This window comes from Roseiflexus sp. RS-1 (genome assembly GCF_000016665.1).
GTDB lineage: Bacteria > Chloroflexota > Chloroflexia > Chloroflexales > Roseiflexaceae > Roseiflexus.
The window spans coordinates 325465-350234 of record NC_009523.1 but is presented as its reverse complement, the minus strand read 5'-3'; the positions used below and the strand labels follow the sequence as shown (position 1 = coordinate 350234).

Annotated in this window: 20 protein-coding genes and 2 pseudogenes; 6 read left to right on the top strand and 16 right to left on the bottom strand. The window is 60.4% G+C overall.

All coding sequences use genetic code 11. The features are described from left to right. Positions 1-260: 260 nt before the first annotated feature. The 7 genes and pseudogenes from ROSERS_RS23845 to serA all read right to left on the bottom strand — a co-directional run. Positions 261-1005: pseudogene (locus tag ROSERS_RS23845) on the bottom strand (restriction endonuclease subunit S); the annotation flags it as partial. 38 nt (positions 1006-1043) lie between these two features. After that, a complete protein-coding gene (locus ROSERS_RS01425; protein WP_011955068.1) occupies positions 1044-2207 on the bottom strand; it encodes a Fic family protein in 1164 nt (387 codons plus the stop codon). 85 nt (positions 2208-2292) lie between these two features. Beyond that, positions 2293-2496 (bottom strand): hypothetical protein, encoded by a 204-nt coding sequence (locus ROSERS_RS01420; RefSeq protein WP_041332709.1) that lies wholly within the window; start codon positions 2494-2496, stop codon positions 2293-2295. Positions 2497-2655: 159 nt separating this feature from the next. Continuing rightward, positions 2656-2946 carry a nucleotidyltransferase family protein gene (locus ROSERS_RS01415; RefSeq protein WP_011955066.1) on the bottom strand — a complete coding sequence of 97 codons (291 nt, stop codon included), beginning with the start codon at positions 2944-2946 and terminating at the stop codon, positions 2656-2658. Then, positions 2936-3979, bottom strand: coding sequence for a PDDEXK nuclease domain-containing protein (locus tag ROSERS_RS01410; RefSeq protein WP_011955065.1), 1044 nt, complete (start codon positions 3977-3979; stop codon positions 2936-2938). The genes ROSERS_RS01415 and ROSERS_RS01410 overlap by 11 nt, the downstream gene beginning before the upstream one ends. Further along, positions 3972-4343 (bottom strand): annotated as a pseudogene (locus ROSERS_RS01405) (N-6 DNA methylase); the annotation flags it as partial. The pseudogene ROSERS_RS01405 and the gene ROSERS_RS01410, both read right to left, overlap by 8 nt. A gap of 614 nt (positions 4344-4957) precedes the next feature. Next, a complete protein-coding gene (gene serA, locus ROSERS_RS01400; protein ID WP_011955064.1) occupies positions 4958-6532 on the bottom strand; it encodes a phosphoglycerate dehydrogenase in 1575 nt (524 codons plus the stop codon). Between the two features lie 343 nt (positions 6533-6875). Here serA and ROSERS_RS01395 point away from each other — a divergent pair, with 343 nt between their 5' ends. Beyond that, the gene (locus tag ROSERS_RS01395; protein ID WP_011955063.1) at positions 6876-8888 is read left to right on the top strand and encodes an alpha/beta fold hydrolase; all 2013 of its coding nucleotides are present in this window, start codon (positions 6876-6878) and stop codon (positions 8886-8888) included. Positions 8889-8957: 69 nt separating this feature from the next. On the opposite strand, the gene ROSERS_RS01390 is transcribed toward ROSERS_RS01395, so the two are convergent. From ROSERS_RS01390 to ROSERS_RS01360, 6 genes are all read right to left on the bottom strand, one after another. Further along, complete coding sequence (locus ROSERS_RS01390; protein ID WP_232282739.1) at positions 8958-10208, bottom strand: ABC transporter permease; 1251 nt, start codon at positions 10206-10208, stop codon at positions 8958-8960. Then, the gene (locus tag ROSERS_RS01385) at positions 10209-11042 is read right to left on the bottom strand and encodes an ABC transporter ATP-binding protein (protein ID WP_011955061.1); all 834 of its coding nucleotides are present in this window, start codon (positions 11040-11042) and stop codon (positions 10209-10211) included. Between the two features lie 70 nt (positions 11043-11112). Continuing rightward, on the bottom strand, positions 11113-12873 hold the full coding sequence (locus ROSERS_RS01380; protein ID WP_011955060.1) for an efflux RND transporter periplasmic adaptor subunit: 1761 nt from the start codon (positions 12871-12873) through the stop codon (positions 11113-11115). Between the two features lie 88 nt (positions 12874-12961). Beyond that, positions 12962-13585 (bottom strand): TetR/AcrR family transcriptional regulator, encoded by a 624-nt coding sequence (locus ROSERS_RS01375; protein ID WP_011955059.1) that lies wholly within the window; start codon positions 13583-13585, stop codon positions 12962-12964. Between the two features lie 1305 nt (positions 13586-14890). Next, positions 14891-16429, bottom strand: coding sequence for an aldehyde dehydrogenase family protein (locus tag ROSERS_RS01370; protein ID WP_011955058.1), 1539 nt, complete (start codon positions 16427-16429; stop codon positions 14891-14893). Positions 16430-16702: 273 nt separating this feature from the next. Next, a complete protein-coding gene (locus ROSERS_RS01360) occupies positions 16703-17230 on the bottom strand; it encodes a Uma2 family endonuclease (RefSeq protein ID WP_011955057.1) in 528 nt (175 codons plus the stop codon). Positions 17231-17321: 91 nt separating this feature from the next. Between ROSERS_RS01360 and ROSERS_RS01355 the strand changes: the two genes are divergently transcribed. Then, on the top strand, positions 17322-18641 hold the full coding sequence (locus ROSERS_RS01355; protein WP_011955056.1) for an ABC transporter substrate-binding protein: 1320 nt from the start codon (positions 17322-17324) through the stop codon (positions 18639-18641). 240 nt (positions 18642-18881) lie between these two features. Continuing rightward, a complete protein-coding gene (locus tag ROSERS_RS01350) occupies positions 18882-19310 on the top strand; it encodes a DUF6069 family protein (RefSeq protein ID WP_011955055.1) in 429 nt (142 codons plus the stop codon). A 1504-nt stretch (positions 19311-20814) separates the two neighbouring features. On the opposite strand, the gene ROSERS_RS24585 is transcribed toward ROSERS_RS01350, so the two are convergent. From ROSERS_RS24585 to ROSERS_RS01330, 3 genes are all read right to left on the bottom strand, one after another. Continuing rightward, positions 20815-21606 carry a DUF4058 family protein gene (locus ROSERS_RS24585; RefSeq protein ID WP_011955054.1) on the bottom strand — a complete coding sequence of 264 codons (792 nt, stop codon included), beginning with the start codon at positions 21604-21606 and terminating at the stop codon, positions 20815-20817. Positions 21607-21866: 260 nt separating this feature from the next. Continuing rightward, complete coding sequence (locus tag ROSERS_RS01335; protein WP_041332698.1) at positions 21867-22175, bottom strand: helix-turn-helix domain-containing protein; 309 nt, start codon at positions 22173-22175, stop codon at positions 21867-21869. Positions 22176-22275: 100 nt separating this feature from the next. Further along, positions 22276-22605, bottom strand: a complete 330-nt coding sequence (locus tag ROSERS_RS01330) for a helix-turn-helix domain-containing protein (RefSeq protein ID WP_011955052.1) — start codon at positions 22603-22605, stop codon at positions 22276-22278. A gap of 156 nt (positions 22606-22761) precedes the next feature. On the opposite strand from ROSERS_RS01330, the gene ROSERS_RS01325 reads away from it, so the two are divergent. The 3 genes from ROSERS_RS01325 to lspA all read left to right on the top strand — a co-directional run bounded on the left by ROSERS_RS01325 (position 22762) and on the right by lspA (position 24768). Next, a complete protein-coding gene (locus tag ROSERS_RS01325) occupies positions 22762-23409 on the top strand; it encodes a hypothetical protein (RefSeq protein WP_011955051.1) in 648 nt (215 codons plus the stop codon). 152 nt (positions 23410-23561) lie between these two features. Then, entirely contained in the window at positions 23562-23927 is a 366-nt protein-coding gene (locus ROSERS_RS01320; protein WP_011955050.1) for a TraR/DksA family transcriptional regulator, read from the top strand. Positions 23928-24174: 247 nt separating this feature from the next. After that, positions 24175-24768 (top strand): signal peptidase II, encoded by a 594-nt coding sequence (gene lspA / locus ROSERS_RS01315; protein ID WP_011955049.1) that lies wholly within the window; start codon positions 24175-24177, stop codon positions 24766-24768. The last annotated feature ends 2 nt before the right edge of the window (positions 24769-24770 follow it).

Below are 24770 nucleotides of genomic sequence, written 5' to 3'. Positions count from 1 at the left end.
ACCGCGATCGTGCCAGAGGTGTCGGTGGTCGTCAACTAGCAATCAAGGTATGTTGATATCGCCCACAGGAGCACGCACGCTAACCAATGTATCTCCAGCCTTTGCAAGTCGAGTTGGCACGGTACAGTACATGCGACGCGTTGGAAAACGAAAGCCAAAATCTGAGCTTCCCTGGTAGAAAGGCACTCCATCTCCTATCTCATTGTAGGTGTCACCAGGCGGTGATTGGCCCATGGTCAAATCAAATTCCTCGTCTACGGTTCCAACTCTCCACCCCTCCGGTATCTCCCCCAGCTCCGAATCCACCAGGCGGTCGGGGAACAGGTCGTAGAGATGGGCAGGGAGACCCGGCAACGACTCGCCGCGCCGCCAGCGACCCTCCATCTTCGCGCGCACCGGCTCGAAATCCACGAACCACGCCTTGAACAGCGCCCGCGCCATTTGCTCCAGCGTCTCGCTCATGCGCCGGTTCAGTTCGATCTTGTCGTCCAGCGTGCCGAGGATGTGGGCAATGGCGCGTTGTTCGGGGAGGGGTGGCAGCGTGATATGCATTCGCCGCTGATCTGAGAGGCTGACATACTCCGCCATGTCGGTCTGCCCGGCTACGCCCTTGTACTGGACAAAGAACTCGTGGCTGTACATCCAGAAGTATAGGAAGCGCGGATCGATCAAATCTTTGTCAACCGACCGCCAGAAACAGAGCTGAGGGGAGTATACGAACCGGGGTGTATCCGGTCGGACGAATGCAACGCGCCCCACGGTACCCTTTGACGTGAATACGACGTCACCGGGCTGGCTGATCTTGTTCCCAACTCGTGAGAGGCTGCATTCTGGGAAGTGGTCTGCGTCGTCGAACTGAAAGCCGTTGTTGATGTTACCTGCGCGTGCAAAAGGCAAGCCAGACGATGCCAGTTCATCATTCTTTGCGCGGTAGCCATCACCTACAATGAGCGCACCTCGCTCAATCAGGGTGCTTACTGAATGCCGCCGCCACTTACCCGTCATACCCCAACTCCTCACCTGCCTTTGTCGAGTATCGGGCTTCATAACGGTTCCGTGCCCTCGTTGAGAATTGCCAGGTAGCGGTCGTAGGCAAAGATGCGATTGCGCTTTTGGCCAGTGAGCTCTCGCGCGATACCGAGCCTGGCAAGCGTTTCCAGGCCTTTGGCCACCGCAGGGAATGTCAGCCCTACGCGCTTGCAGGTTTCGTTCACGGTCAGAAGCGGTCGCTGGCACAGCACGTTGAACACGCGCAATGCGGTATTGGACATCCGACCCGCTGCCTGAATCTTTTGTGTGTCTTCTTTGAACAAAGCCACCAGGCGCTGCGCGGTCTCAACAGCATTTTGTGCGGTGTGCACGACGCCTTCAAGGAAGAAATCAAGCCAGGCTTCCCAGTCCCCCTCGGCTCGCACCAGGTCTAGCAGTCGGTAGTACTCGCTGCGATGCTGCTTGAAATAGAGACTCAGATAGAGCAAAGGCTTTTGCAAAACACCCTCGTGATGCAGGATAAAAGCGATGAGCAGACGTCCGATGCGCCCGTTGCCATCCAAAAACGGGTGGATAGTTTCAAACTGCACGTGCGCCAGAGCCGCTCGAACAATGGTCGGGTAGGGCAGGTGCTGGTCGTGAAGAAAACGCTCCAAATCTGCCATACAGTCTTCCACCCTATCTGGCGGTGGCGGGACAAAGTGTGCGTTACCAGGACGCGTACCTCCAATCCAATTCTGGGTGCGCCGGAACTCTCCGGGCAATTTCTCGCTCCCCCTGCCCCTCGACAGCAGCACTGCGTGCATTTCTCGAATCAGACGGTTAGAAAAGGGGAAGCTATCGCGCAGGCGCTCTAAGCCGTGTTCCAAAGCGGCCACGTAGTTAGAGACCTCCACAACGTCTTCGACAGGCGCACCGGGGGCTTCTTCCATCTCGAAGAGCAGCAAATCAGAGAGAGAGGACTGCGTGCCCTCAATTTGGGAGGAAAGCAAGGCCTCGCGCCGCACGTAGGCGTAAAGGAAAATGCCGGGATCGGGCAGGAGAAGCGTGACGCTGTCGAGTCGACCGAGAGCGAGCGTCGCCTGCTCCAGCAAGCGACCCCGGCGGCCCGTAAGATCCAGTGGAGGGTTCGGTGGAAGCGGGAAGGGAATGAAAGCACGAACCTCCTCGGCCCCTGTGCGGGTGATGTGGTATTCTCCAGTCAAGCCTCGCTTCATCGTCCCGCGCCCTTGTTATTCAACGATCGTTTAATAGGACTGATCGTTATTAAGCGGTGTCCTATTTCCGTTTAATATACCCTGCTCACCCGCCATAGCCCGGCTTCTTGAGGTTGGCGGCGATGGCGGCGTCGAGTTTGGCGGCTTCCGCCTGTTGCGCACGCAGCTGCACCACCAACCGCTTCATCTTCTCCTCAAACGGCTCATCGTCGTTCTCCGCCGCCTCTGCGCGCACGTAGCACACCGGCTCGAAGTCCACGAACCACGCCTTGACGAGCGCCCGCGCCATCGCCTCATTCCCTTCCACGTCTCCCAGACCTGAGCCGGGTCTGTCCCCAGAGTGTTTGTGAATGAGCACGTTGCGCATAGCGACAATCTGCGGTCAGGGTTTCTCAGGGTAGGCGTGATGAAAGGCTTTGCCAGGGCGCGCCACCTACTTCCCGATGTCTCATAAGGAGACTGCCTCTTGTAACACTCGCTCACGGATACGCGCCTTGATACCGCGACTGCTCACCACGTCCACCTTGACCCCCAGCAGATCCTGAAGCTCAAGCCACAGTCCGGCATGGTCGAGCAGACTGCGTCCCGGCTCGAAGTCAACCATCAGGTCAATGTCGCTCTGTTCATCGGCTTCCCCACGGACGACGGAACCGAAGACATGCACGTTATGCACGCCGTACCTGGCGCACACCTTCAGGATGTCCTCCCGCTTCGCTTGCAAAAGATCCTCAAGCGTCATAGCCCAACTCCTTTTCCAGTTCCTCGATGCTCGGCAGGCTCGCTTGCATGTCGGCAGGCAAGGCGCCAGTGAGGCGGTAGGTCGCAACACCCATTGGCTTGTTCATATCCCTCAAGGCATACTCCACCACCAATCGGTTCTGACTCTTGCACAGAATGAGTCCGATGCTGGGGCGGTCTTCAGGATGGCGCAATAGGTCGTCCACTGCAGAGAGGTAGAAATTCACCTTGCCAGCATATTCTGGCTTGAATTCACCGATCTTGAGTTCGATGACCACATAGCAACGAAGGCGCAAATGGTAGAACAACAGGTCGATATAGAACTCTTCACCACCGACTTCCAGGCGATACTGTTCGCCAACGAAAGCAAACCCCTTGCCCAGCTCCAGCAAGAATTCGCGCAGGTGGTGCAAAAGGGCGCGCTCCAGGTCGTGCTCTTGCGCTTCGGGTCTAAGCGAGAGAAAGTCGAAGACGTAGGGGTCTTTGAGGAGCGAGCGCGCCAGGTCTGACTGGGGTGAAGTCAAGGTGCGATCAAAATTGGTGATTGCTTTTCCCTGCCGCTGGTAGAGTCCGCTCTCGATTTGGTGCACCAGCACGTTTCGGCTCCAGCCGTGCTCGATGGTCTGCTGGACGTACCAAAGCCGATCGGCGGGGTCTTTGACTTTCTCCAGCAGTGTGATGTTGTGATACCAGGTAATTTGTGCAAGCACCTCTTGCACAATGTGCTCATCGGTCCAGGCTTCGGCAAACGCCCGCATGTATTTGAGATTGCGCGGCGAAACGCCCTTCATTTCTGGAAATTCACGTCCAAGGTCTTGCGCCAGGCGGTCGATCACTCTGGCGCCCCAGCCTTCCTGTATTTGCCGCTGAAGAATATCTCGGCCAATATGCCAGTAGAGTAACACCAACTCGCGATTAACCGAGAGGGCGGCGCGCACCTGGGCCTGGCGAATGCGTGATTTGAGGCTATCTAGCAGTTCTGCATAGCCGGTAGGCAATGGTGTGGCGGGCTGCTGCACGTTTTGTTTAGCCATAGCCCAGCTCCTTTATGTTCCTCCAGATCGCCTCATCCAGTCGCCGCGCTTCAGCCTGCTGCTCGCGCAGCTGCACCACCAACCGCTTCATCTTCTCCTCGAACGGCTCATCGTCGTCCTCCGCTGCCTCTGCGCCCACGTAGCGCCCCGGTGTCAGCACATAGCCGTGCCTGCGGATGTCGTCCAGCGTGGCGCTCTTGCAGAAACCGGGAACGTCCTTGTATTCGCCTGCCTCCTTTTCGCCTCGCCAGGCGTGGTAGGTGTCGGCGATACGGGCAATCTCCTCGTCGGTCAACTCGCGGTGAGTGCGATCCACCATCTGGCCCATCTTGCGGGCATCGATGAACAACACCTGCGCCTGCTGTGCAGGACGTGGTCAAAATCATATATCAACGCATGATCCCATGTCAAGAGATGTCCGTATATGTTCACTTCTGGTTAATCGCCACAACGTCCTGATCAGGTGCGTGAACCATGTGCATACCGGGTGCGCAGGCGTCCCACCCGCATGCGCGCGCTCCGATATATAGTCATTGAGACGAAGCATGCAACCTGATGCAGCGCCGTCATCACTCCCGCTCGTTGTGCCGACGCGGAGGCGCGCTGGCGCACCCGGATGGGGAGATTGCGGCGATGCCACGCTGAGGCAGAGCCGTCGGGGCGCGGCATGCCGCGCCCCCTGCGGGCAATGACGGTGTGTGCGGCGTCTCGTCGTTGAGACGCCGCACGAGACCCGCTCACGATCAGTGACGCTCGCCTGTCGCGCTGCCGAAGCGCCTGCGTCATCCCTATCGTCTCCCAAGAACGGCAAAAACCGCGATACACGCAGACGTTCCATTTCGGCTATCAAGGGGTTTGGCAGGAGGAAAATCGCCTGTCAGAACGACCATGGGCGGACCGAACCGCACACGCAGCCAGAATAGCAGCGCTCCACCCGTCAGAGCGACAAGGAGGCGGAGCGCTGCGCAACGGTCAAACCTAAATGATCAACGTCGTCGCGTGCTGGATATCCGGTTCTTCACGCAGACGCGCGATGACATGCGGCGGCACCGGGTCGTCCAGGCGCAACACCATCATCGCCTGCTCGCGCGGCGCCAGGCGCCCCACATCCATGCTGGCGATGTTGACATCGGCTTCGCCCAGGAGGGTGCCGACCTTGCCGATCATACCGGGGCGGTCACGATGGTAGGTAAAGAGCATCGGACCTTCAGGCACAAACGTGACCCAAAAACCGTCCGCTTCGACGACGTGCGGTTCACCGCGCAGAATTGTCCCGGCAAACTCGCGCGCGCCGTCGCTCGTCTGGGCGCGCAGCACCAGCAGCCCGGAAAAGTTTCCTGCCTCGTCGGTTGAGAACTCGGTCAATTTCAACCCCAGTTCGCGCGCCAGCAACGGCGCGTTGACCGGCGTGACGCGCTCTTCGCGGGTTGTGGCAAGCAGCCCTTGCAGGACTGCCAGGCGCACCGGCGTGGTATCGACGGTTGCCAGTTCACCGCGATACTCGATCTCGAAGTTGCGCACCGGATCGCGCACCAGACCGGCGCAGAGCATTCCCAGGCGTCGCCCCAGATCGACATAGGGCGCAACCAGACCGCGATGCTCAGGCGGAATGTAGGGGGCATTCACGGCGTAGTGCGGCGACCCGCCCGCCAGCGCCACCAGAACCCCCTCAGCGACATCGACGCCGGTCAATGCCTGCGCTTCGACGGTGGATGCGCCGAGATGGGGGAGGGTGATCACGCGCGGATGACCGACCAGCGGATTGCCGACCGGCGGCTCGGTCGAGTAAGTATCGAGCGCAGCTCCGGCGAGATGACCGCTTTCGATGGCTTCGAGCAGCGCCGCCTCGTCCACGACGCCGCCGCGCGCGGCGTTGATCAGGTACGCACCGCGTTTCATCTGCGCCAGACGCGCTGCATCGATCATGTTGCGCGTGGCATCGATCAGCGGCACGTGCAGCGAGACAATATCCGCCTGTGCCAGGACTTCTTCGAGCGGCGCGAGGGTCGCGCCGAGTTGGGCGGCGCGTTCGGTGGAGACGACCGGATCGTAGGCGACGACGTGCATTTCCAGCCCACGCGCGCGACGTGCAACTTCGGCGCCGATCCGACCCAACCCAACTAACCCCAGCGTCTTGTTGCGCACCTCGAAACCCATGAAGCGGTTGCGCTCCCACTTTCCCGCCACGACTGAACTGTGCGCCTGCGGGATATGACGCGCCAGACTCAGGATGAGCGCAATCGTCAGTTCCGCCACGGCGACGCTGTTCGAGGCGGGCGCGTTAACAACCATAATACCCTGGCGGGTGGCGGCTTCGAGATCGATATTATCGACCCCGGTTCCAGCGCGCCCGACGACGCGCAGACGGGTTCCTGCCGCCAGCACCTCGGCGGTGACTCTGGTGGCGCTGCGGACGATGAGTGCGTCGTATTCGGGAAGAATGGCGATCAGACCTGCTTTGTCCAGGTCGGTGCGCACATCGACGTGTGCTGCGGCACGGAGACGGGCAAGCCCTTCCTCGGCAATCGGCTCAGTCACAAGAATGCGGTCCATTGGCGCTGTCTTTGCTTCCTGGAGGTATGCAAAACCACGACCACCTCAACGGCGAGACAGTCGCCACACTGCGACAGTGCGACATTATAACACACATGCCGCGTTGCATTATGCCCTTTTCGTTGCCCGGCAAACATTTCAGCCAGCACCGCCAACGTCCGTTGTTGCGTGGCGCGGTCGCTCCGTCCAGAACGCTTCAGCAGCCAGCGCCGGTCAGAGGCGCTGATCGGAATTCGCGGTTCAACGCTCCCGCATCCACCATGTAACGCCTGATTACAGTACAATGGTAGAAACATGATTGTTCACGCCGGTTGGAGTTGTGTGCTGGAGAAGGGATCCACTCATGCGCATGCGATTTATCCTGCTGATACTTGCGTTGCTTGTGAGCGCCTGTGCTGTACCATCGTCATCGAACCCGACGCCAACGCTGGCGCCTGGCGCCGAAGAGTTGCTCGGCGCTCCGACAGCAACTTCCGTTCCGCCGACAGCAGCGCCAGCCTCTACCGCTGCGCCTGCCCCATCGCCTGCCCGGTCTGCTGCGCGCTACGAGACTGCTCCCTGCGAGTTTCCTGTGCCTGCCGGAGTTTCAGTCGAATGCGGCTGGTTGACCGTCCCGGAGAATCGCGCGAAACCCGATAACGGCAGAGAAGTGCGGCTCCACGTCGCTATCTTCCGCAGCACGCGCCCCAATCCGCCCCCTGATCCGATCGTCTACCTGGAAGGCGGTCCTGGCGTCGATGCGCTGGAACGCCTGCCGCTGGTGTTCGATCTCTGGTTTCGACCGTTCCTGGCAAACCGCGACTTTATTCTGTACGATCAGCGCGGCACCGGCTATTCGACGCCGTCGCTGGCGTGCCCTGAGTTGACGAAACTTAGTTTCGATATGCTGCCGATGGATATCCGCGCCGGTGAAAGTTCACGTCTCTGGAAGGAGGCGGCGCTCAAGTGCCACGCGCGCCTGGTTGCCGAAGGCATCGACCTGAAACAGTACAATACCCTCACCAACGCCGCCGATCTGGAAGACTTGCGGCTGGCGCTTGGCTATGAGCAGTGGAATCTGCTCGGCAGTTCGTATGGCACACGTCTGGCATTGACGGCGATGCGCGAGTATCCGCAGGGTATTCGCAGCGTGGTGCTCGACTCAACCCGCCCGCTGCAGATTAATGAGTCGCAAACGCCTGCCGACGCCGAGCGCGCGTTTCAGACGCTGTTCCGCGGGTGCGCTGCCGACCCGACCTGCAATGCGGCGTATCCTGATCTGGAACGAGTATTCTATGATCTGGTCGAACAACTCAACACAAAGCCGGTGACGCTTCCCGGCATCGATCCGTTCACCGGGCGCACCTATGACGTGCTGATCAACGGCGATACGATGATCAGCACCCTGTTCCAGGCGATGTATTCGACCGAGATCATTCCGCTGCTGCCGCGCGCGATCTACGATGCAGCGCGCAAGGGGGAGTTCGATCTATGGGTGCGTCTGATTATGAACAATGTCTCCCAGAGTGACTATTTCAGTTACGGGGTGATGTATTCGGCGCGCTGCTACGATGAAATTCTCTTCGAGACGCGCGAGGATATGGTGCGCGCGGACGAAGCGTTTCCGCATCAGCAGGATGTGTTTGATATGGCGTCGTTCTGGGACATCTGCGACGCCTGGGGTGTGGGGTCGGCGCCGCCGGTTGAGAATCAGCCGGTGCGCAGCGCTATTCCCGCACTTGTCCTTGCCGGCGCCTACGATCCGGCGACGCCGCCGAACGATGGCAGAGCAGCGGCTGCTACGCTGCAAAACAGTTTCTTCTTCGAGTTTCCCGCAACGGGGCACGGCGTCGTTCTCGACGGCGGCTGCCCGCTCAGCATTGCGTTTGCGTTCCTCGATAACCCGCAACGCAAGCCGGATGCGACGTGCACGACGCAACTGGAGGGTCCTGCATTCGATGTCGAAGGCGCAGCCGTGCAACTCATCCCGTTCCGTGATAGTGAACTGGGGATCACCGGAGTGTGGCCCCAGGGATGGACGAACTTCGGTCCGGGGATTTATGGTCGTCCGTCGGGTGATGCGGCTATCGTTCAGATACTGATGCCAGGATCCGCGCTCGAAACGCTTGTAAGGCTGAGCAGTCGCTTCAATCTGGATCGTGAACCGGAGGCGGCAGGTGAACACGTAAGTGAGCGTTACACCTGGCAACTCTACACAACCACCATTCGCGGACAGCCGACCGACATTGCGCTTGCGGAAGATGGGGGACGATCCTTGCTGGTGATGTTGATCAGCGACAAAGGTAACCGCGACGAGTTGTACGATAAGGTATTCATACCCTCGCTTGATGCCTTGCGTGTGATCAGGACACCGTAGGGGCGCCGCGCCGCTGCGCCCCACAGGCGCTGCACCACAGCACCGGGGCGCTGCGGCGCAGCGTCCCTACTATTCGTACCGCAACGCCTCAATCGGCAGGAGCAGCGCCGCGCGCCGCGCCGGGTAGTATCCGAAGCCAACGCCGATGGCGCATGCGAAGATCAGCGCCAGCGCCACGGCAATCCACGAGATCGATACGCTCAATCCGGCAGCCACACCCACCAGCACCACCAGACCAATCGCGCCGCCAACGCCGAGCAGACTGCCGACGACGCTGATCGCAACCGCTTCAAGCACAAATTGACTCAACACATCGCCATCGGTTGCGCCAAGCGCCTTGCGCACGCCGATCTCGCGGGTGCGCTCGGTGACCGCCACCAGCATGATGTTCATAATACCGATGCCGCCGACCACCAGGCTGATGCCCGCCACCAGCGCGATAAACCCGGTGATGGCGCCGTTGATGCCCGCCAGCACGCCGAGCGCTTGAGTCGGCAGGTTCAGGCGGAAATCGTCGATTGCGCCTTCAGGAACGTTGCGGGTGGCGCGCAGCGTTGCTCGCACCAGCGCCTCGCCGCGCGCAACTTCCTTCTCACTCTGCAAACTGAGCAGAATGCTGCTCATCTGCAACCCGCGCCCTGGAAGATCCTGGCTCCCGGCGATGCGCAACCGCGCCGTGCTGACCGGCACCAGGATGCGCTGGTCGGACGAGAAGGGGCCGCCGAGTTGTCGCAGGACACCGACGACCTGGAGCGGTTGCCCGTTTACTTCTATCGTTCGTCCGACGGCGTTCTTCACATTCTCTTTGCCGAAGAGATCCTCGGCGACGAGTGCGCCGAGCACTGCCACCCGCGCCGCCTGCCGGTCGTCATCGTCGGTCAGGAAGCGACCGTACTGCACCGGCACGGTCTGGACGAACTGGTATTCCTTCGTGGTGCCGACGACCGTCGGGTTGGCGGAGGAACCGCCGAAGCGTGCCTGAACGCGGAGCGACACTTCGGGTACAATGGTGCGAAAGACATCCGGGTGACGGGCGACCAGCTGCTCGAGTGCGCGGTAGTCCTGGATCGAGAGCAGACCGTATCCGGGCACATCACGCGCGCCACGCGCCTGAGGATCGCCGGGCAGCACCGCAATGCGGCGGGTGCCCAGATCGACGAAGCGCTCGAAGACCTGGCTCTGCAATGCGTTGCCGAGCGATAGAACAGCGACCAGGGTGGCAGAGCCGATGATGATCCCCAGCATCGTCAGCAGTGAGCGAAACTTGTTCGCTCGCAGGCTGTCTATCGCCATGAGTGCGAGTTCTTTGAACACGGGCATCTACTCCTGTTCTGGTTTGAGAACCGTCACCGGCACCGGCGCCATCTCGCGCACCGGCAGTTCGAGTTCCTCTGGCGCGAGATTGACGTGGTAGTACTCCTGCAAGATATTGTCGGCAATCCGTCCGTCGCGCAGCCCGATCACCCGGTCCATCTGTTTGCCAATTTCCGGATCGTGCGTCACGATCACAATCGTAATGCCCTGCTCGCGGTTCAACTCGCGGAAGAGCGCCATAATCTCTGCGCCGGTGCGGGTGTCGAGCGCGCCGGTCGGTTCGTCGGCAAGCACCATCGCCGGGTTGCCCACCAGCGCACGGGCGATGGCGACACGCTGCTTCTGTCCGCCCGACAACTCGTTTGGACGGTTGTGGAGTTTCGTCTCTAAACCAACCGCTTCCAGCGCCCGACGCGCGCGCTCTTCGCGCTCACGCGCACCGACACGCCCGTAGACCAGCGGCAGTTCTACGTTCTTCAACGCCGTAAGCCGTGGCAACAGGTTGAAGTTCTGGAACACGAACCCCAGTTTCTGATTGCGCACCCGCGCCTGCTGCACTCGGTCCAGTTTGCTGACATCCTGCCCGTCGAGCCAGTAGGAACCGGACGTTGGCACATCGAGCAGCCCCAGGATCGTCATCAGGGTGCTCTTGCCACTCCCGGACGGTCCCATAATAGCGACCATTTCGCCGCGATGGATTTCGAGCGACACGTCATCGAGAGCGCGGAAGCGACTGCCGCCGGTGACGAACTCCTTCGTCACATGTTCAACCCGTACCACCGGTTCGGTCACGTAGTCAATCACTTCGACCGGCGTTATGTACTCAGTTTCAGTATTCACTGCAATTCTCCTCCTGAAAATCCCGCACAGGTTGCGCAACCTGTGCGGGCATCTGCGCTGTCGAAAGGCGCTATTGCGCACCCGGCAGCAACACCTGCTGACCTTCGTTCAATCCATTGATAATTTCGATCCGATCACCGGTGCGAATGCCGGTTTCGACCGGTTGCGTCACCAGTGTGGTGCGTCCGTTGTTGTTGACCACGACATCGACCACGGTCATCCCGTTTTCCTCACGAACCGCCTGAACCGGCACACTGAGCGCATTTTCGCGCTTCGCAGTGATAATGGTCGCGCTGGCGGTCATTCCCGAACGCAACGGACGATCACCCGGCGCAACTTCAAGTTCGACTTCGTATGCGGTCACATTGCGCTCATTGGTTGCCTGTGGCGCGATGCGCTGCACGCGACCGATCTGCGGCGGCGGACCAAGCGCGTCGATCAACACCTCGACGTCCTGACCAGGCGCAACCCGCACGACGTCCACCTCATCAACGGTGACCGTCACCTTGAAACGACTCACGTCGATCAGCGTCAGAACCGGACCCTGGGCGACCTGTTCGCCCGGTGCAACATTGATACGCGCCACAACACCATCGAACGGCGCCGTCAGGGTTGTATCATCGAGCCGGATCTGCGCCAGATCGAGTTGCGCCTGCGCCTGTGCCACCCGCGCCTGGGCGCGTGCCAGATCGGTTGCACGCGGGTCGGCAGTGAGACGTGCAAGGTTGGCTTCAGCGGCAGCCAGGTTCGCCCGCTGCGCTGCCAGAGCGCCCTGACGCTGCTCACCGAGCAGGCGGGCAAGGTCGGCTTCCGCCTGCGCCAGGGCAGCACGCGCCGCAGCAATACGGTCGGGGTTGGGATTGAGCAGAGCATCAAGGTTCGCCTGGGCGGTAGCAACCCGCGCTTCGGCTTCCGCCAGACCGGTGATCTCGTTCTGGCGCGCCGTCTCATAGGCGATCCGCGCCTGATTGAGCGCCAGTTCTGCATCCGCCAGCGCGCGCTCCGCCTGAGCAAACGCATCGGCATAGGTGCGCTTGCCAGCGTCGGAAAGTGGCGCGCCGGTCAATGGATCTTTACCGTCCGCCTCGACCCGCGCCAGATTGTCGCGCGCGGCTGCAAACGCCGTTTGTGCATCACGCAGCCGATTGGCGCGCTCGAAGACCTGACGTTCAGCATCGAGTTTGGCGGCAGAGAGAGCGCTGCGCTGCCGTTCGAGGGCTGCCTGCGCTTCGGTGAGCGCGGAGCGTGCAGCGGTCAACTGATCATTGTTGGGTGCGCCCTGCAACGCATTGAGTCGGGCGCGCGCTTCATCAACACGGGCGCGGGCGGCGGCAATATCCGCCTCAGTCACACTCCCGCTGATCTGCACCAGCGCCCCGCGCGCCGCCTCAACCTGAGCGCGCGCCTGCGCGATCTCCTCTGGGGTGGCGCCCTCCTGAAGTTGTTTCAGATCGGCTTCCGCCTGCGCCAGGGCAGCGCGCGCAGACGCTACCTGCGCCATCGCTTCACGATTGTCGAGCCGGATCAACGGTGTTCCAGCCGCAACGCGGTCCCCTTCGGCGACCAGCACTTCGGCGACGCGACCGGGAATGGTGAAACTCAGCGCCGCTTCCTGACGCGGCTCAATGCGTCCGGTGGCATTAATGCCGGCGATGAGCGTCTCACGGGTGACGGTGATCGGCGTACCGCCCTGAAGCGGATCGGCGCTGCCGGTCAATCGCGGCACAGCAAGCGTCACCATCACGGCAATGATCAACACCGCTGCAATAATCACCGGAACCGGCAACCGGGGAAGGCGTAGTTTTCGTTGTGTCTGTGGAACAGACGTCATAGTGCTCTTTCTCCTTGAGAAAATACGATCCCATCCCCCCTGCACGAATGCGGGAAGGTTCACAGAATGACGAGTCTGGTACGTTCGTCTAACGCACCGCCGTGCCGTAGAGGAACAGATCGACCAGCGTTTCGGCAGAAAAACGGTCGGTTGAGATCGCCTGATACATCTCGCCGTGCTCAGGAGCGACCGGCGGCGCCATCTGGCGCTGGAACCCCTCCATCAAACCAAGGAACAGCATTGCCAGATCATAGGCGCTGTGCCTTGTCAGTTCGCCATTGTCGAGACCCTGCTGCATCACCTGGCGCAGCGGTTCGACCATGTACCGCCTGAATGCATCCGCCAGGCGCCGCTGACGTTCCGGGCTGAGATGTTCACGCGCCTGATGACGCATCATACGCGTGTCGCCGTTCGGTTCGTTCAGCAATACCTTCGCCAGTGCAATCAGGCGCCCGCGTGTATCTGATTGTTCAGCAATGACACGCCGCATAGTCCCGTGCATATCCGCCAGCATGTGAATGGCGACCAGGACGAACAACTCTTCCTTGTCGGAAAAGTGATAGTACAGCGTCGGCTTGGTTACATCGGCAGCCTGCACAATATCGTTGATCGACACGGCGCTGTAGCCGCGCTGCATGAAAAGCCGCGTCGCCGTCATCAGGATGCGGGCCGCAGTAGGACCATACGTCGGTTCGTTGTTAATGTCTTGCATCTGAAACCAATTGCGCGTTCAAAACAGATCACTGCCCGTATTGGCGCACTCCTTTCCACGCTTCATTGTACCACTTTACCGAACGGTCAGGAATAGTCTACCATGGCGTACAGCCTTTGTCAATGATCTGCAACGATTTTGCAAAAAGCTGTGAGCCGGTTGTGCCCGCGCAGGCGGGTTTCGTCTTGGAGAGCCGAAATAGGACACGGATCGGCACAGAGATTGCTTGATGAATGGAACACGGATGGGCACGGATGTGACGGATCGGCACGGATTGAGAAATACAAACATCCGTGGCAGTCAGTTACATCTGTGGTAATCCGTGGTTTCTCCATAAAGAGCACGCGGAGCGGCGCGGATGGTGATGGTTTTGAGATCAAATCCGCCATAGCCCGCGCAGGCGGGCTTTGCCCTGGATAGCCGAGGGCTTATGGTCTTTGAGTAATTATTCCGCTACAGCCCGCGCAGGCGGGCTTCGCATTCCATAGCCGAGGGCTTCAGCCCCACGGCAAGAGGCGCATACCGGATTTATTTCTCAATCTTCATCAGCCCCACGGCACAGGGCGTATAGCGGATTTATTTCTCAATCTCCATCAGCCCGACGGCAAGGGGCGCATACGGGGGGCGCAGCAGCGCTGCGCCCGTACAGGGGCGCGGGGGCGTTGCGCACCTCATGGTCTTTGAAGAAATAATCCGCCACAGCCCGCGCAGGCGGGCTTTGCCCTGGATAGCCGAGGGCTTATGGTCTTTGAATAAATAATCCGGTATAGCCCGCGCAGGCGGGCTTTGCCCTGGTTAGCCGAGGGCTTCAGCCCCACGGCTAGCGCGGTAGAGCGGATTTAATTTTCAATCTCCATCAGCCCCACGGCACAGGGCGTATAGCGGATTTATTTCTCAATCTCCATCAGCCCGACGGCAAGGGGCGCATACGGGGGGCGCAGCAGCGCTGCGCCCGTACAGGGGCGCGGGGGCGTTGCGCACCTCATGGTCTTTGAAGAAATAATCCGCCATAGCCCGCGCAGGCGGGCTTTGCCCTGGATAGCCGAGGGCTATGGTCTTTGAATAAATAATCCGGTATAGCCCGCGCAGGCGGGCTTTGCCCTGGTTAGCCGAGGGCTTCAGCCCCACGGCTAGCGCAGTATAGCGGATTTAATTTTCAATCTCCATCAGCCCCACGGCACGCGGCGCATGCCGGTTTCTATGCTCAATTATCAGCACGTGTCGCCGCAACACTCGCCTTGAGAATAAGAAACAGCGGCGATCCAGGCGATCGCCGCTGTTGACGCACCAGGAACAACCGGCATCTTACTCGCTTTCGCTCTGAGGAATAAGGACATCCCACCAGACGCGACCGGTGCGTTTTTGCATCAGATCGACGTGGATATGCTTCAATTCGGTGTACGCCATCAACCCGTAAATGCCATGCTCGCGCCCGATGCCGCTCTGCTTGTAGCCGCCGAATGGCGCACGTGGCAGAATAATATGGTGATCGTTGATCCAGACGGTGCCGGTGCGGATGCGTTTGGCCACCTCGATAGCGCCCTGCAAATCGCGTGACCAGACGGCAGCGCCAAGACCGTAGCGACTGGCATTCGCCAGTTCGATGGCTTCCGTGACGGTGCGATACGGAATGACCGAAAGCACCGGACCAAAGATCTCTTCCTGCGCCAGGCGCGTTCCGTTCAGCACATTGGTGAAGATCGTCGGTTCAACGAAAGGACCGCGCTCGAATCCCGGTACGCGCACTCTGCGTCCGCCCGTCACCAGTCGGGCGCCCTCGTTCTTGCCGACCTCGATATACTCTTCGACGATCCGACACTGCGCTTCGGAGACGAGCGGACCCAGGTCGGTTTCCAGGTCGAGGGGATCACCGATCCGCAATGAGCGGGCGCGCGTCACCAGGCGTTCAAGAAACTCATCGTGCAGGCTTTCCGGCACCAGGCAGCGGGTTCCGGCTTCGCAACTCTGCCCGCCATTGAAGAAGACGCCAAACAGAACGCCATCGGTCGCCAGTTCGAGATCGGCGTCCGGCATCACCAGACTGGGTGACTTGCCGCCGAGTTCGAGCGTCAGACGTTTGATCGTGTCGCTCGCCAGGCGCATGATATGTCGTCCGGTTTCAGTCGATCCGGTAAACGATACTTTGTCTACACCAGGGTGACGCGCCAGCGCATCGCCGACCTCCGCTCCGGGACCGGTTACGACATTCAACACACCGCGCGGCAACAGTCCTGCCTCATGGATCAACTGCGTCAGCCTCAGCGCCGTCAGCGGGGTGTAGGACGCAGGTTTGAGCACGATCGTATTTCCAGCAGCCAGCGCCGGAGCGATTTTCCAGATCGTCATCAGGAGCGGGTAGTTCCACGGAACAATCTGACCGCACACACCGATCGGCTCGCGCCAGACAAAGTTCCAGCTCACAGAAGGGACATCGGTCCATGGCAGCGGCTCATAGGGGTGGATGGTCGCCAGTTCGGCAAAGACGCGCAGATGCTCGACTGACCAGGGAATATCGACGAATGTTGTCTTGCGCAGCGGCGCACCCAGGTTGCGCGTTTCGAGTTCTGCGAATTCGGCGGTGTGTTCTTCGATCAGGTCGGCGATTGCGTTCAGGACGCGGGCGCGTTCGTGTCCCGGCGTGTGGGGCCACGGTCCACGGTCGAAGGCTTCGCGCGCAGCGGCGACCGCACGGTCAACATCGGCGGCGGAGCCGCGCGCGACCCGCGCCATCGGTCGCCCCAGCGCCGGCTCGTTGACCGGCATCGTGCCCCCTTCGGCATCGACCCAGGATCCATCGATATACAACCCATAGCATGGGAGATCCTCGTTGATGTGATCGTCCATGACCTTCCTCCTGGAAGTGTGTGCGTTTCATGCCGCTTTGCGTCATCATACCATGAAAGATACGAAGGGGGAAGGTATGATCCTCACAGGGGTGGATTTTTTGGCAAGCCCCTGCGTGCCATCTCCCGTTTCAGCCATCAGGATGCCCAAACTCCCCCTTCTCCCCGTGTGGGAGAAGGGGGTTGGGGGGATGAGGGGCAAAGGCGCACGGGAATGAAGAACATCGCTCATCTCTCCCAAAAACTCTCCCCTTGAGAGAAGGTGTGATCGGGGTCAGGGAACATCGAGGCTACATCCACAGGTCAGATCCAACGTTACGGGCGCCTGAAGCGTCACCGGCGAGCGGTCGCGCTGAAAATGGAACACGACGCCGGTGCGCGGATCGACTACGACAACATCAACAACGCCGTGCGCCAGATAGAACGGCGCTCCATCCAGTCCCAGGTCTTTGTCCTCGTATCCAGGGCTGAGAATCTCAACCACTGCAACCGGAAGAACCTCCAGAGCTTCGTCACTGTCTGGCGGCTCCGTGCAAAAGATGGAGAGATCGGGTCGTTTGAACGAGCCATCGGGATCGGGAAAACGGATGAGCACATCGACAAGTGTGGAACAGGAGCAACCGGTCTCACCATCAAACGACGGACGCACAGAACGCTCGATCCGTTGCAGCATCTTCTGGTGTCGACTGGAAGGCGAGGCTTCCCAGCGCGTATGTCCTCGGACATATTCCAGACGTACTGGCGCGCCGCTGGCATCGGTTTGCAGGATCAGTTCTTCGATCCGGTGCGCGGCAGTTGTCATTGCTTTCCTGCCTTTCCTGTTGCGCGTCGTTCTCTGCTGGTACAATAGCCGATCGAAGCAATCAGATCAAGTGCATCATAAGGATGATCGCATGAAACACCGCCTCTCGCTGCGCTCCGCGCTCTGTCTGCTGACGCTGTCTCCATTGCTTGCCGCATGTGGCTGGTTTGCGCCGCCAACGCCGACGCCGACGCCCGAACCGCGGGTGCTGCGGGTATACACGGTGCGTGACCCGACGATCGAAGGGGTCGTTGAGATTATCAGCCAGGGATTCCGTACCCGACATCCCGATGTAACCATCGAATTCATCTATGGCGATGGGAGTTATAGCGAATTGCAGGGCAGCGCAGCCACCGGCAACATCCCCGATGTCGTCTGGGCGCCGGACGTGATAACGCCAGCGCTCATCGAGGCGGAACTGCTGCTCGACCTGGAAGAGTTCGCCAGGGGCGACGGAAGCGTCAATCTGGAAGACGTGCATCCAGTAGCGCTTGAACCTGGACGGTCGCGCGTTCGTCCCGGTCTCTACCTGATTCCCGCATCCCTCGAAACCATCCAGATGTACTACAATAGTTCCTTGTGGGAACGCTCCGGCGCGCCGTTGCCGCGCGACGATTGGACGTGGGACGATCTGATTGCGGCATGTAAACGGGTGCAAGAATCCACGCCGGGCGTCGATTGTCTGAGTTTCACGAATAGCGGATTGTTCGACCACACCGCATGGGTGTACTGGCTGCCATGGGTGCGCGGCGCTGGCGGCGATGCCCTCAGCGCCGACGGTGCGCAATCAACGCTGAGTGCGCCGCAGTCGCTCGAAGGGTTGCAGGGGTACCTCGACCTCTGGATCCGGCACAAGATCGCGGCACAACCGGGCGCCAGCCAGGACGATTGTTTTGTTGCGCAAACGTGTGCGGCATTCTTCTCATTTGCCGGCGCCGCACGGATCTACCGTGAGCAAATCGGCGACCGCTTCGCGTGGGACGTACAGATTGTGCCAGCGCATCGGGCAGGACGTTTCACCGGTATCGGCTCATACGGCTTTGCCGTGACCCGCGCTTCTCGCGAGCCGCAACTGGCATGGGACTTTGTGAAATATATCATCACGCCGGAAGCGCAGCGCGCCATCGCTGCCGCCTATCTGGGCACGCCGGCGCTCCTGTCGCTGAGCAACGATCCGGCGGTGGTGCAGTTGCCGCCGCCGCTGGCGAATATGCGCGCCTTCGTTGTCGGGCGCGAGGCAGGCATTACGCCGCCGCGCTACCCGACCGCCTGCGGCAGCGTCTACAACGGTCCGGTTTCCGCTGCTATCGCCGATGCACTCAATGCTGCACTACGCGAAACAGTGTCGGTGGAGGGCGCATTTACTATTGCTGATCGCAAGATACAGACCTGTCTGGACGCGAATCGGTAGGGATGAGAACTGAGAACTGAGAACCGAGAACTGAGAACCTGGAACCTGGAACCTGGAACCTGGAACCTGGAACCTGGAACTGACCCTCCTTTCCCCTTTGTGTCTTTGCGCCTTTGTGTGAGATCGGAAGGGTAGTGGGGTCAGGAGTCGTGCCTTGTTCGACGTCTGATATAATGATCGGGTGAGCAATCACACGTTTGCATGCTGTTCGTGTATCGTGATCACCAGGGAGCCTGCGGCATGTCCACTATCGCGCAGACACGTCTCTCCAATGCGACGCTGCTCAGAGCTGGCGGCGCAGGAGTATTGGCAGCGGTCGCGGCAAATGTCGTCGTTCGTCTCATCCTCGGCGCCGTTGTGCCGCTGTCGCCCGATTTTATGCCGTTTACGCTCGGACCGATCATCGCCTTCACTCTGCTCTTTACGCTGATCGGTGTTGCTGTGCTGGCAATCGTCAACCGCGTCGCTGCCAATCCGCTCCGAACCTACAATATTATTGGTGTGATCGCCTTCTTTGTGTCGCTCATTCCGAACCTGGCTGGCGCTGCCAATCCGTCATCAATGCCTATGGGTGGAACAGGAAGCGATTACCTTGTTCTGATCATCTTCCACATCGTGGCAGCGGTTGCGTTCCTTGGCGTGCTCAATATCCTGGCGCGCAGAGTATAACTGCGCGGGATGTGGCATGATCCACTCGTATCCACGCTACCTCCTGGCGTCCCTCGCAGCGGCATCGGTCTATGTTCCTGGTTTTTCCCGCGCTCTTCTGGCAGACGATTGGGCAGTGGTTCAGCGCAATCTGGATCTGTCGCTCCAGGATGTTCCCCGTCTCCTCTCCACCACTCACGGCGGCTGGTATCGTCCGGTGTTCGACCTGTTCATCGGAGCGTGCACCCGGTTCTCCGGTTTCGATGCGTCCGGGTACCACGCCGCTGCGTTCGTCATCTACATCATTGTTGCCGTGCTGGTCGCGGATATTGCCGCTACCCTGACGGGACGCCCCGGCATCGGCGTTGTGGCAGCCCTTCTCTTTGGCGTTCACAGCGCACACGCCGAACCGGTGCTGTGGGTATCCGCCTCGAATGAACTGCTCGCGGGATTGTTCACACTGCTCAGCCTGCGGAGTTATCTGGCATTTCGCGCGTCTCCACGGCGCGCACAGTACGCACTGACCATGGGATGCTACGTGCTTGCCATCGGTGCGAAAGAAACCGCAATCTTCCTGCCGGTTGCGCTCGGCGTCTACGAACTGCTGACCATGCAGTCCGTCACATGGAACGATCGGCTTCGCCGCCTTACGCCGATCATGCCGCTCATGGCGATTCAGGCGGTGTTCGTCACGTTTCGCTTCTGGACTGGTTCCCCCTACCCGGTTGAGATCGACCCGTTCAGGATAGTGATCAATCTCGCTTACTATCTGGCAGTGGGAGTATTTGCCCTGCCGGACAACTATGGCTATGCGACCTCCCTCCCACTGTGGCGCGCACAGCCTCTTCTGCCGATTGTCGCCGTGGCGATGACAGCGTGCGCACTCGGGGTGGCAGGATGGCTGTTTGTCGCAGCGCGTCAGAAGATGCCTGAATACCTGCAGCAGGCGCTGTGGTTTGCTGCATGGTGGGGTCTCATCGCACTCTACCCGGTTATTCTGACCGCCACCGGTCGCACAGCGTTCATGTCGTCGATAGGGATTGCCTGGATGCTGGCGATTGGTTGGGCGGCGATCTGGCAGGTTGCCGACCGGCGGCGAACCTGGTGTGCTGTGGCGCTGATTCTACTGGTCGGCACACACGCAGGAGTAGCATCGTACCGCGCCTGCTGGTGGCAACAGGCGGGGAACGAAATGGAACGCGCCATTGCCCGGATCGATGCCAGTCTGGCAGATATTCCGCCGGGCGCTGCCGTATGCGTGGTTGGGCTGCCGGATCACCTGCATCACGCCTATGTATTCAGGAATGCGTTTCCTGCGCTGAACCAGGAGCGCTTTCCCGATCACGTTGTTCATGCGTTCCTCGACAGTGAGAGCGACGCCGCGCTTCAGGACGAACGATGCGGAGACCTCATAGACCTCAGAGGGTCCGGTCAGGCAGGTCGAGGAACGGTTCGACCCGTACCTGCCGATGCCCTCATCGCTGCCAGTACTCCAACATCTCTGTCGATTGTCGCCGGTCACGTGCTACGGGCGAAGCCCCTGCTGACGCAGATGGTCATCCACCCAGGCGACGTCGTCGGCGGGCAGCGCGACTTCAGGATCGAGGCGATAGTCGATCAGGTCGCTGTAGGCGCCGTGCTCGTAGCAGCGCTCCAGCACCGCCTGCAGGTCTAAGACGGCATCCGGGTCCGGCGGGTGCAGTGGAATGGCAATGCGCGGCAGGCGTTGTCGGATTGTGCGCACATACACCTCGAACCGCTCGCGGCGCCCCGCCCGGCTGACGCAGATCACGGAGTGCCAGGGCTGATAGGGGGTCAGATAGTGCGGCGGGATCGCCACTGTGGGCACGCCCTGGCGCAACAGGTCGATTTCCACCAGATGGGTGTCGCTGGCCAGCGTCTCTTCCTGCTTGCGGCGATACGCTTCGTGCCCTTCTCCAGGCGTTTTGTTGGCAGGACTGAGCACCTCGATCACCGTGACGACGCGCCCGCCATGGGCAAGGTCGAGAATCTCGATGAACGGCTCGCGCACCTCTTCCGGCGCGACGGCGATGACCATAGGCGCGTCGGCCATCAGCGCCGCTACGCCACGCCCCTCCGCCGTCGTCGCTGGCTGGCGCTGCGTGACGGTCACGTCCGGATAGATGGACCGGTGGGGCGGGATGACATAGAGGCGCTCCCCGATGCGCGCGTGATAACGGGGACGAATCTGCGGCTGGAGCGTATCTGCGCTATACGTAATCAACCGCTGATGGACGTCGGGCCAGAGGTCGCGGCGTTCCAGGTAGGGATCCATTCCGGGAAACGGTCCTGGCATACAGGTTGCTCCCTTCACCGGTGATCGTTCCTGCAGGGATGATACCACACCCACGTAGTGCGTTCAAAAACAGACGGGGAATTATCACAGCCCTGCTGCAGCCGCCCCGCCTCCCTGTGCGGGCGCAGCGCTGCTGCGCCCCCCGCCGCCGCTGCCCCGCCTCCCTGTACGGGTGCAGCGCCGCTGCGCCCCGCCGCCGCCGCTGCTGCCCGTCTGGTCGCAGCAGTGCTGCGCCCCTACTGCGCCCCCCGCCACCGCCCCTACCGCCCCCTGCGCGGCGGGATGCCGAGCCGCCGTCGCCAGTTCCCGACGGTGCTGACCGAAACGTTGAGCGCGGCTGCGATCTGGGTCAACGGTTGCCGCTCGTCCAGGTACATCCGACGGAGCAGCGCTTCATCACACGGTTTCGCGGTGAAGCGCCCGGTGCGGAGCACAACGCCGCAGCGCCGCAGATGCCGCGCGATCGTGGCCGGATTGCAGTGGTACAGGTTCGCCAGAGTGATGGTCGTTGCACCCGCTTCGTACAGGGCACGGAGATGGTCGCAGGGAAGCGTGAAACGGCGCGGCATGAGACAACTCCACACGTTTTCGTGTAATTCCGGTGAAGAAGAAGGACGCCTGTGCGCGTCCTTCGTTCTGGTATCAGTCTAACACGAAAACGTGTAGATGTCAAGCGTCGCCGGCAGTCTGCCGGTCAGCGTTGGCGCGCTCAGCGGTCTCGTCGCCATTCTGCTGCGCACCATCCTCATCGGCAGGAACGGATTCCTGAGCGTTATAGGAGAAGCCAGCGCGCTCGGCGACCATACTCAGCGTTTTCTGAGTCGAGCGATGCGGCGTATGCAGTCCTGTCTCCCATTCACTGATGGTCTGCTGCCGCACCTCCAGCAGATCGGCCAGTTCGCGCTGGGTCAGATCCATATGTTCTCGCAAGGCGCGGATCATCTCTGGCTTCCAGATGTATGCCGCCTTCCGACGACGCTTGTTTTGCTCGTTGCTCATACGCATCTCCCCTCCAGGTCGCACTGTCACTTAATAACCACTTTGTATCGATATTGTAACACGCCAGCGGATTGCTTGAAAAGACGTAAACACCAACATTTGCGGTCAAATGAGGCTGCTTGTCGGACACGACACCCGGCGGTACAATATCGAATAATGGCTCTGACACGAGGGGGGACGTCGTTGATCAGTTACGAAGAACTTGCGGTCGGTCTCGAAGAAGCATGGTTGCTTGCCGGCTTGCACGAGCATGCGATTGTCGAAAGCATTCAACCGGGAACGCTCGATCGTGTCTACCGCGCAGAACTCTTCCCGGAGCATCCCGAACCGATCGGCGAGGGGTGGTCGCCGCCATGGGTCGAACTCAACCTGGTCTGGACGGCTGCGCACCAGTTGTTTTCAGAAGGGCGCGACATTACGCCAGGACCGCTCGAGCTGGCGTGGACCTATACGGTCGATGTGCGCTCGTTTGACCGGAGCGATGTTGAACTGCTGCGCGCGTTCAACGGTGCGGTGCGTGCAGCGCTGCGACGGGTGATGCCCGACTTTCCCCCGCCGGCCGACTATATTGCAGTTGAGATTCGTCGCGGCTACCGCATCGACGATAAGCCTTCTCTGGTTTATCTTCAGATCGTCGGCACGAATGTCACCGATCTGAGCGACCTGTGGGGGGAACGTAGTCCCGAAGCGCTGCGCGCAGTGCTGCGTGATGAGTTGCGCATCGTGGCGACGCTGCTCCACAGTCTGGGGGAAACGTTCACTCCTGGCGGGGTTGGAGGTTATCGCTCGGTGGACACAGCATAACCGGCTTTTACGCTCTCACGTGGTATAATAACGGTATGCAAAAGGAGCGTCCGCGCTCCTGGTTTGTGGGTAGTGTTTGTATGTCTGTTGCAGGTGCGGCAGGGAGGGGCTGCCGAGCCTGTCTTGTTGTTGGCGAGAAAGGAGCGGCGAAGATGCCATCGACGACTATCTTCGCAGCACAACGAGAGCGGCTCGAAGCGGAGCGCGATGCGTTGCTCGCCGAGATCGCCGCGCTAGAGCGCGAGCGCGCCAGTCGAGAGGAAAGCGCCGGTATCGGGAATGTCGTTGCCGAAGAAATGATGGAAACATTGGTGCGCGAGCGCGACTTGGCGCTGCGCAGCAATGCGCGCGAGTTGCTGGAACAGGTCAATGCTGCGCTGCGCCGTCTTGATGAAGGCACCTACGGCATCTGCGCCGATTGCGGTGAACCGATTCCGATCGAGCGTCTGGAAGCGCTTCCGTATGCGACACTGTGTGTGCGTTGCCAGTCGACGCGTGAACGCGCCCGACGCTGGTGATGCTCACACGACGGATGGGTTGTCATGGGTAGGGTATGGGTTCGCAATGCAGGAGGGCAGAGAGAACCGGGAAACTGAGCGTCGTGCGCTTCTGAACAGACGAGTGAAACGCTCTCCTATGCGGGTTCAGTGTGCGCCGGGCGCTGCGGCATGCAAAACGCCGCCTGCAGTTCTTTGGAACCTGATGCAGAACATGCCTGTGTGACCGGCGCAACCAGTTTCTCCGAAAGCGTAGAAAGCGAGAGCATTGGCACGAACAGGTTCGACAATCGGGCGTGAATTGCGGCGCTACTGGCTGGGTCCGGCTGCGATTGCCGCTACTATCCTTGCACTCGATCAGGTCACAAAAGCGTGGGTTCTGGAAACACTGGGCACGGTCGAAGGAACGACTCGACCGCTGCTCGGTGACTGGTTGAGCCTGACTCTGATCCATAATACTGGCATTGCATTCGGGATGTTCGATGTCGGTTTTCCGCATTTCTTTACGGTTACGTCGATCATCATCAGCCTGGGTGCGATGTATTTCTATCGCTATCATCTGCCCGGTCCGCACCTCTTGCCGCAGGTGTGCCTCGGTCTGATCGTCGGTGGTGCGATCGGGAATATCATCGACCGCCTGCGCTTCGGGTATGTGATCGACTTCATCCATGTTCACTGGTTCCCCGGTATTTTCAATGTCGCTGATAGCTCAATTACGGTCGGGGTTGCGATACTGGCGTTGTTTCTGGCGCTGATCGGCGATGGGGAACAACGCCGCGCAGCCGCTGACGATGCGTTGCTGAACGATCTGCTCAGTCGGGAACCGCATGGATCTGGATCGTCGGTGCGCTCCGATGGATGAAG

Excerpts from the sequence above, each read along its gene's own strand:
- ROSERS_RS01425 (WP_011955068.1), bottom strand. The coding sequence starts at position 2,207 with ATGAAGCGAGGCTTGACTGGAGAATACCACATCACCCGCACAGGGGCC.
- ROSERS_RS01420 (WP_041332709.1), bottom strand. The coding sequence starts at position 2,496 with ATGGCGCGGGCGCTCGTCAAGGCGTGGTTCGTGGACTTCGAGCCGGTG.
- ROSERS_RS01415 (WP_011955066.1), bottom strand. The coding sequence starts at position 2,946 with ATGACGCTTGAGGATCTTTTGCAAGCGAAGCGGGAGGACATCCTGAAG.
- ROSERS_RS01410 (WP_011955065.1), bottom strand. The coding sequence starts at position 3,979 with ATGGCTAAACAAAACGTGCAGCAGCCCGCCACACCATTGCCTACCGGC.
- serA (WP_011955064.1), bottom strand. The coding sequence starts at position 6,532 with ATGGACCGCATTCTTGTGACTGAGCCGATTGCCGAGGAAGGGCTTGCC.
- ROSERS_RS01395 (WP_011955063.1), top strand. The coding sequence starts at position 6,876 with ATGCGCATGCGATTTATCCTGCTGATACTTGCGTTGCTTGTGAGCGCC.
- ROSERS_RS01390 (WP_232282739.1), bottom strand. The coding sequence starts at position 10,208 with ATGCCCGTGTTCAAAGAACTCGCACTCATGGCGATAGACAGCCTGCGA.
- ROSERS_RS01380 (WP_011955060.1), bottom strand. The coding sequence starts at position 12,873 with ATGACGTCTGTTCCACAGACACAACGAAAACTACGCCTTCCCCGGTTG.
- ROSERS_RS01375 (WP_011955059.1), bottom strand. The coding sequence starts at position 13,585 with ATGCAAGACATTAACAACGAACCGACGTATGGTCCTACTGCGGCCCGC.
- ROSERS_RS01370 (WP_011955058.1), bottom strand. The coding sequence starts at position 16,429 with ATGGACGATCACATCAACGAGGATCTCCCATGCTATGGGTTGTATATC.
- ROSERS_RS01360 (WP_011955057.1), bottom strand. The coding sequence starts at position 17,230 with ATGACAACTGCCGCGCACCGGATCGAAGAACTGATCCTGCAAACCGAT.
- ROSERS_RS01355 (WP_011955056.1), top strand. The coding sequence starts at position 17,322 with ATGAAACACCGCCTCTCGCTGCGCTCCGCGCTCTGTCTGCTGACGCTG.
- ROSERS_RS01350 (WP_011955055.1), top strand. The coding sequence starts at position 18,882 with ATGTCCACTATCGCGCAGACACGTCTCTCCAATGCGACGCTGCTCAGA.
- ROSERS_RS24585 (WP_011955054.1), bottom strand. The coding sequence starts at position 21,606 with ATGCCAGGACCGTTTCCCGGAATGGATCCCTACCTGGAACGCCGCGAC.
- ROSERS_RS01335 (WP_041332698.1), bottom strand. The coding sequence starts at position 22,175 with ATGCCGCGCCGTTTCACGCTTCCCTGCGACCATCTCCGTGCCCTGTAC.
- ROSERS_RS01330 (WP_011955052.1), bottom strand. The coding sequence starts at position 22,605 with ATGAGCAACGAGCAAAACAAGCGTCGTCGGAAGGCGGCATACATCTGG.
- ROSERS_RS01325 (WP_011955051.1), top strand. The coding sequence starts at position 22,762 with ATGGCTCTGACACGAGGGGGGACGTCGTTGATCAGTTACGAAGAACTT.
- ROSERS_RS01320 (WP_011955050.1), top strand. The coding sequence starts at position 23,562 with ATGCCATCGACGACTATCTTCGCAGCACAACGAGAGCGGCTCGAAGCG.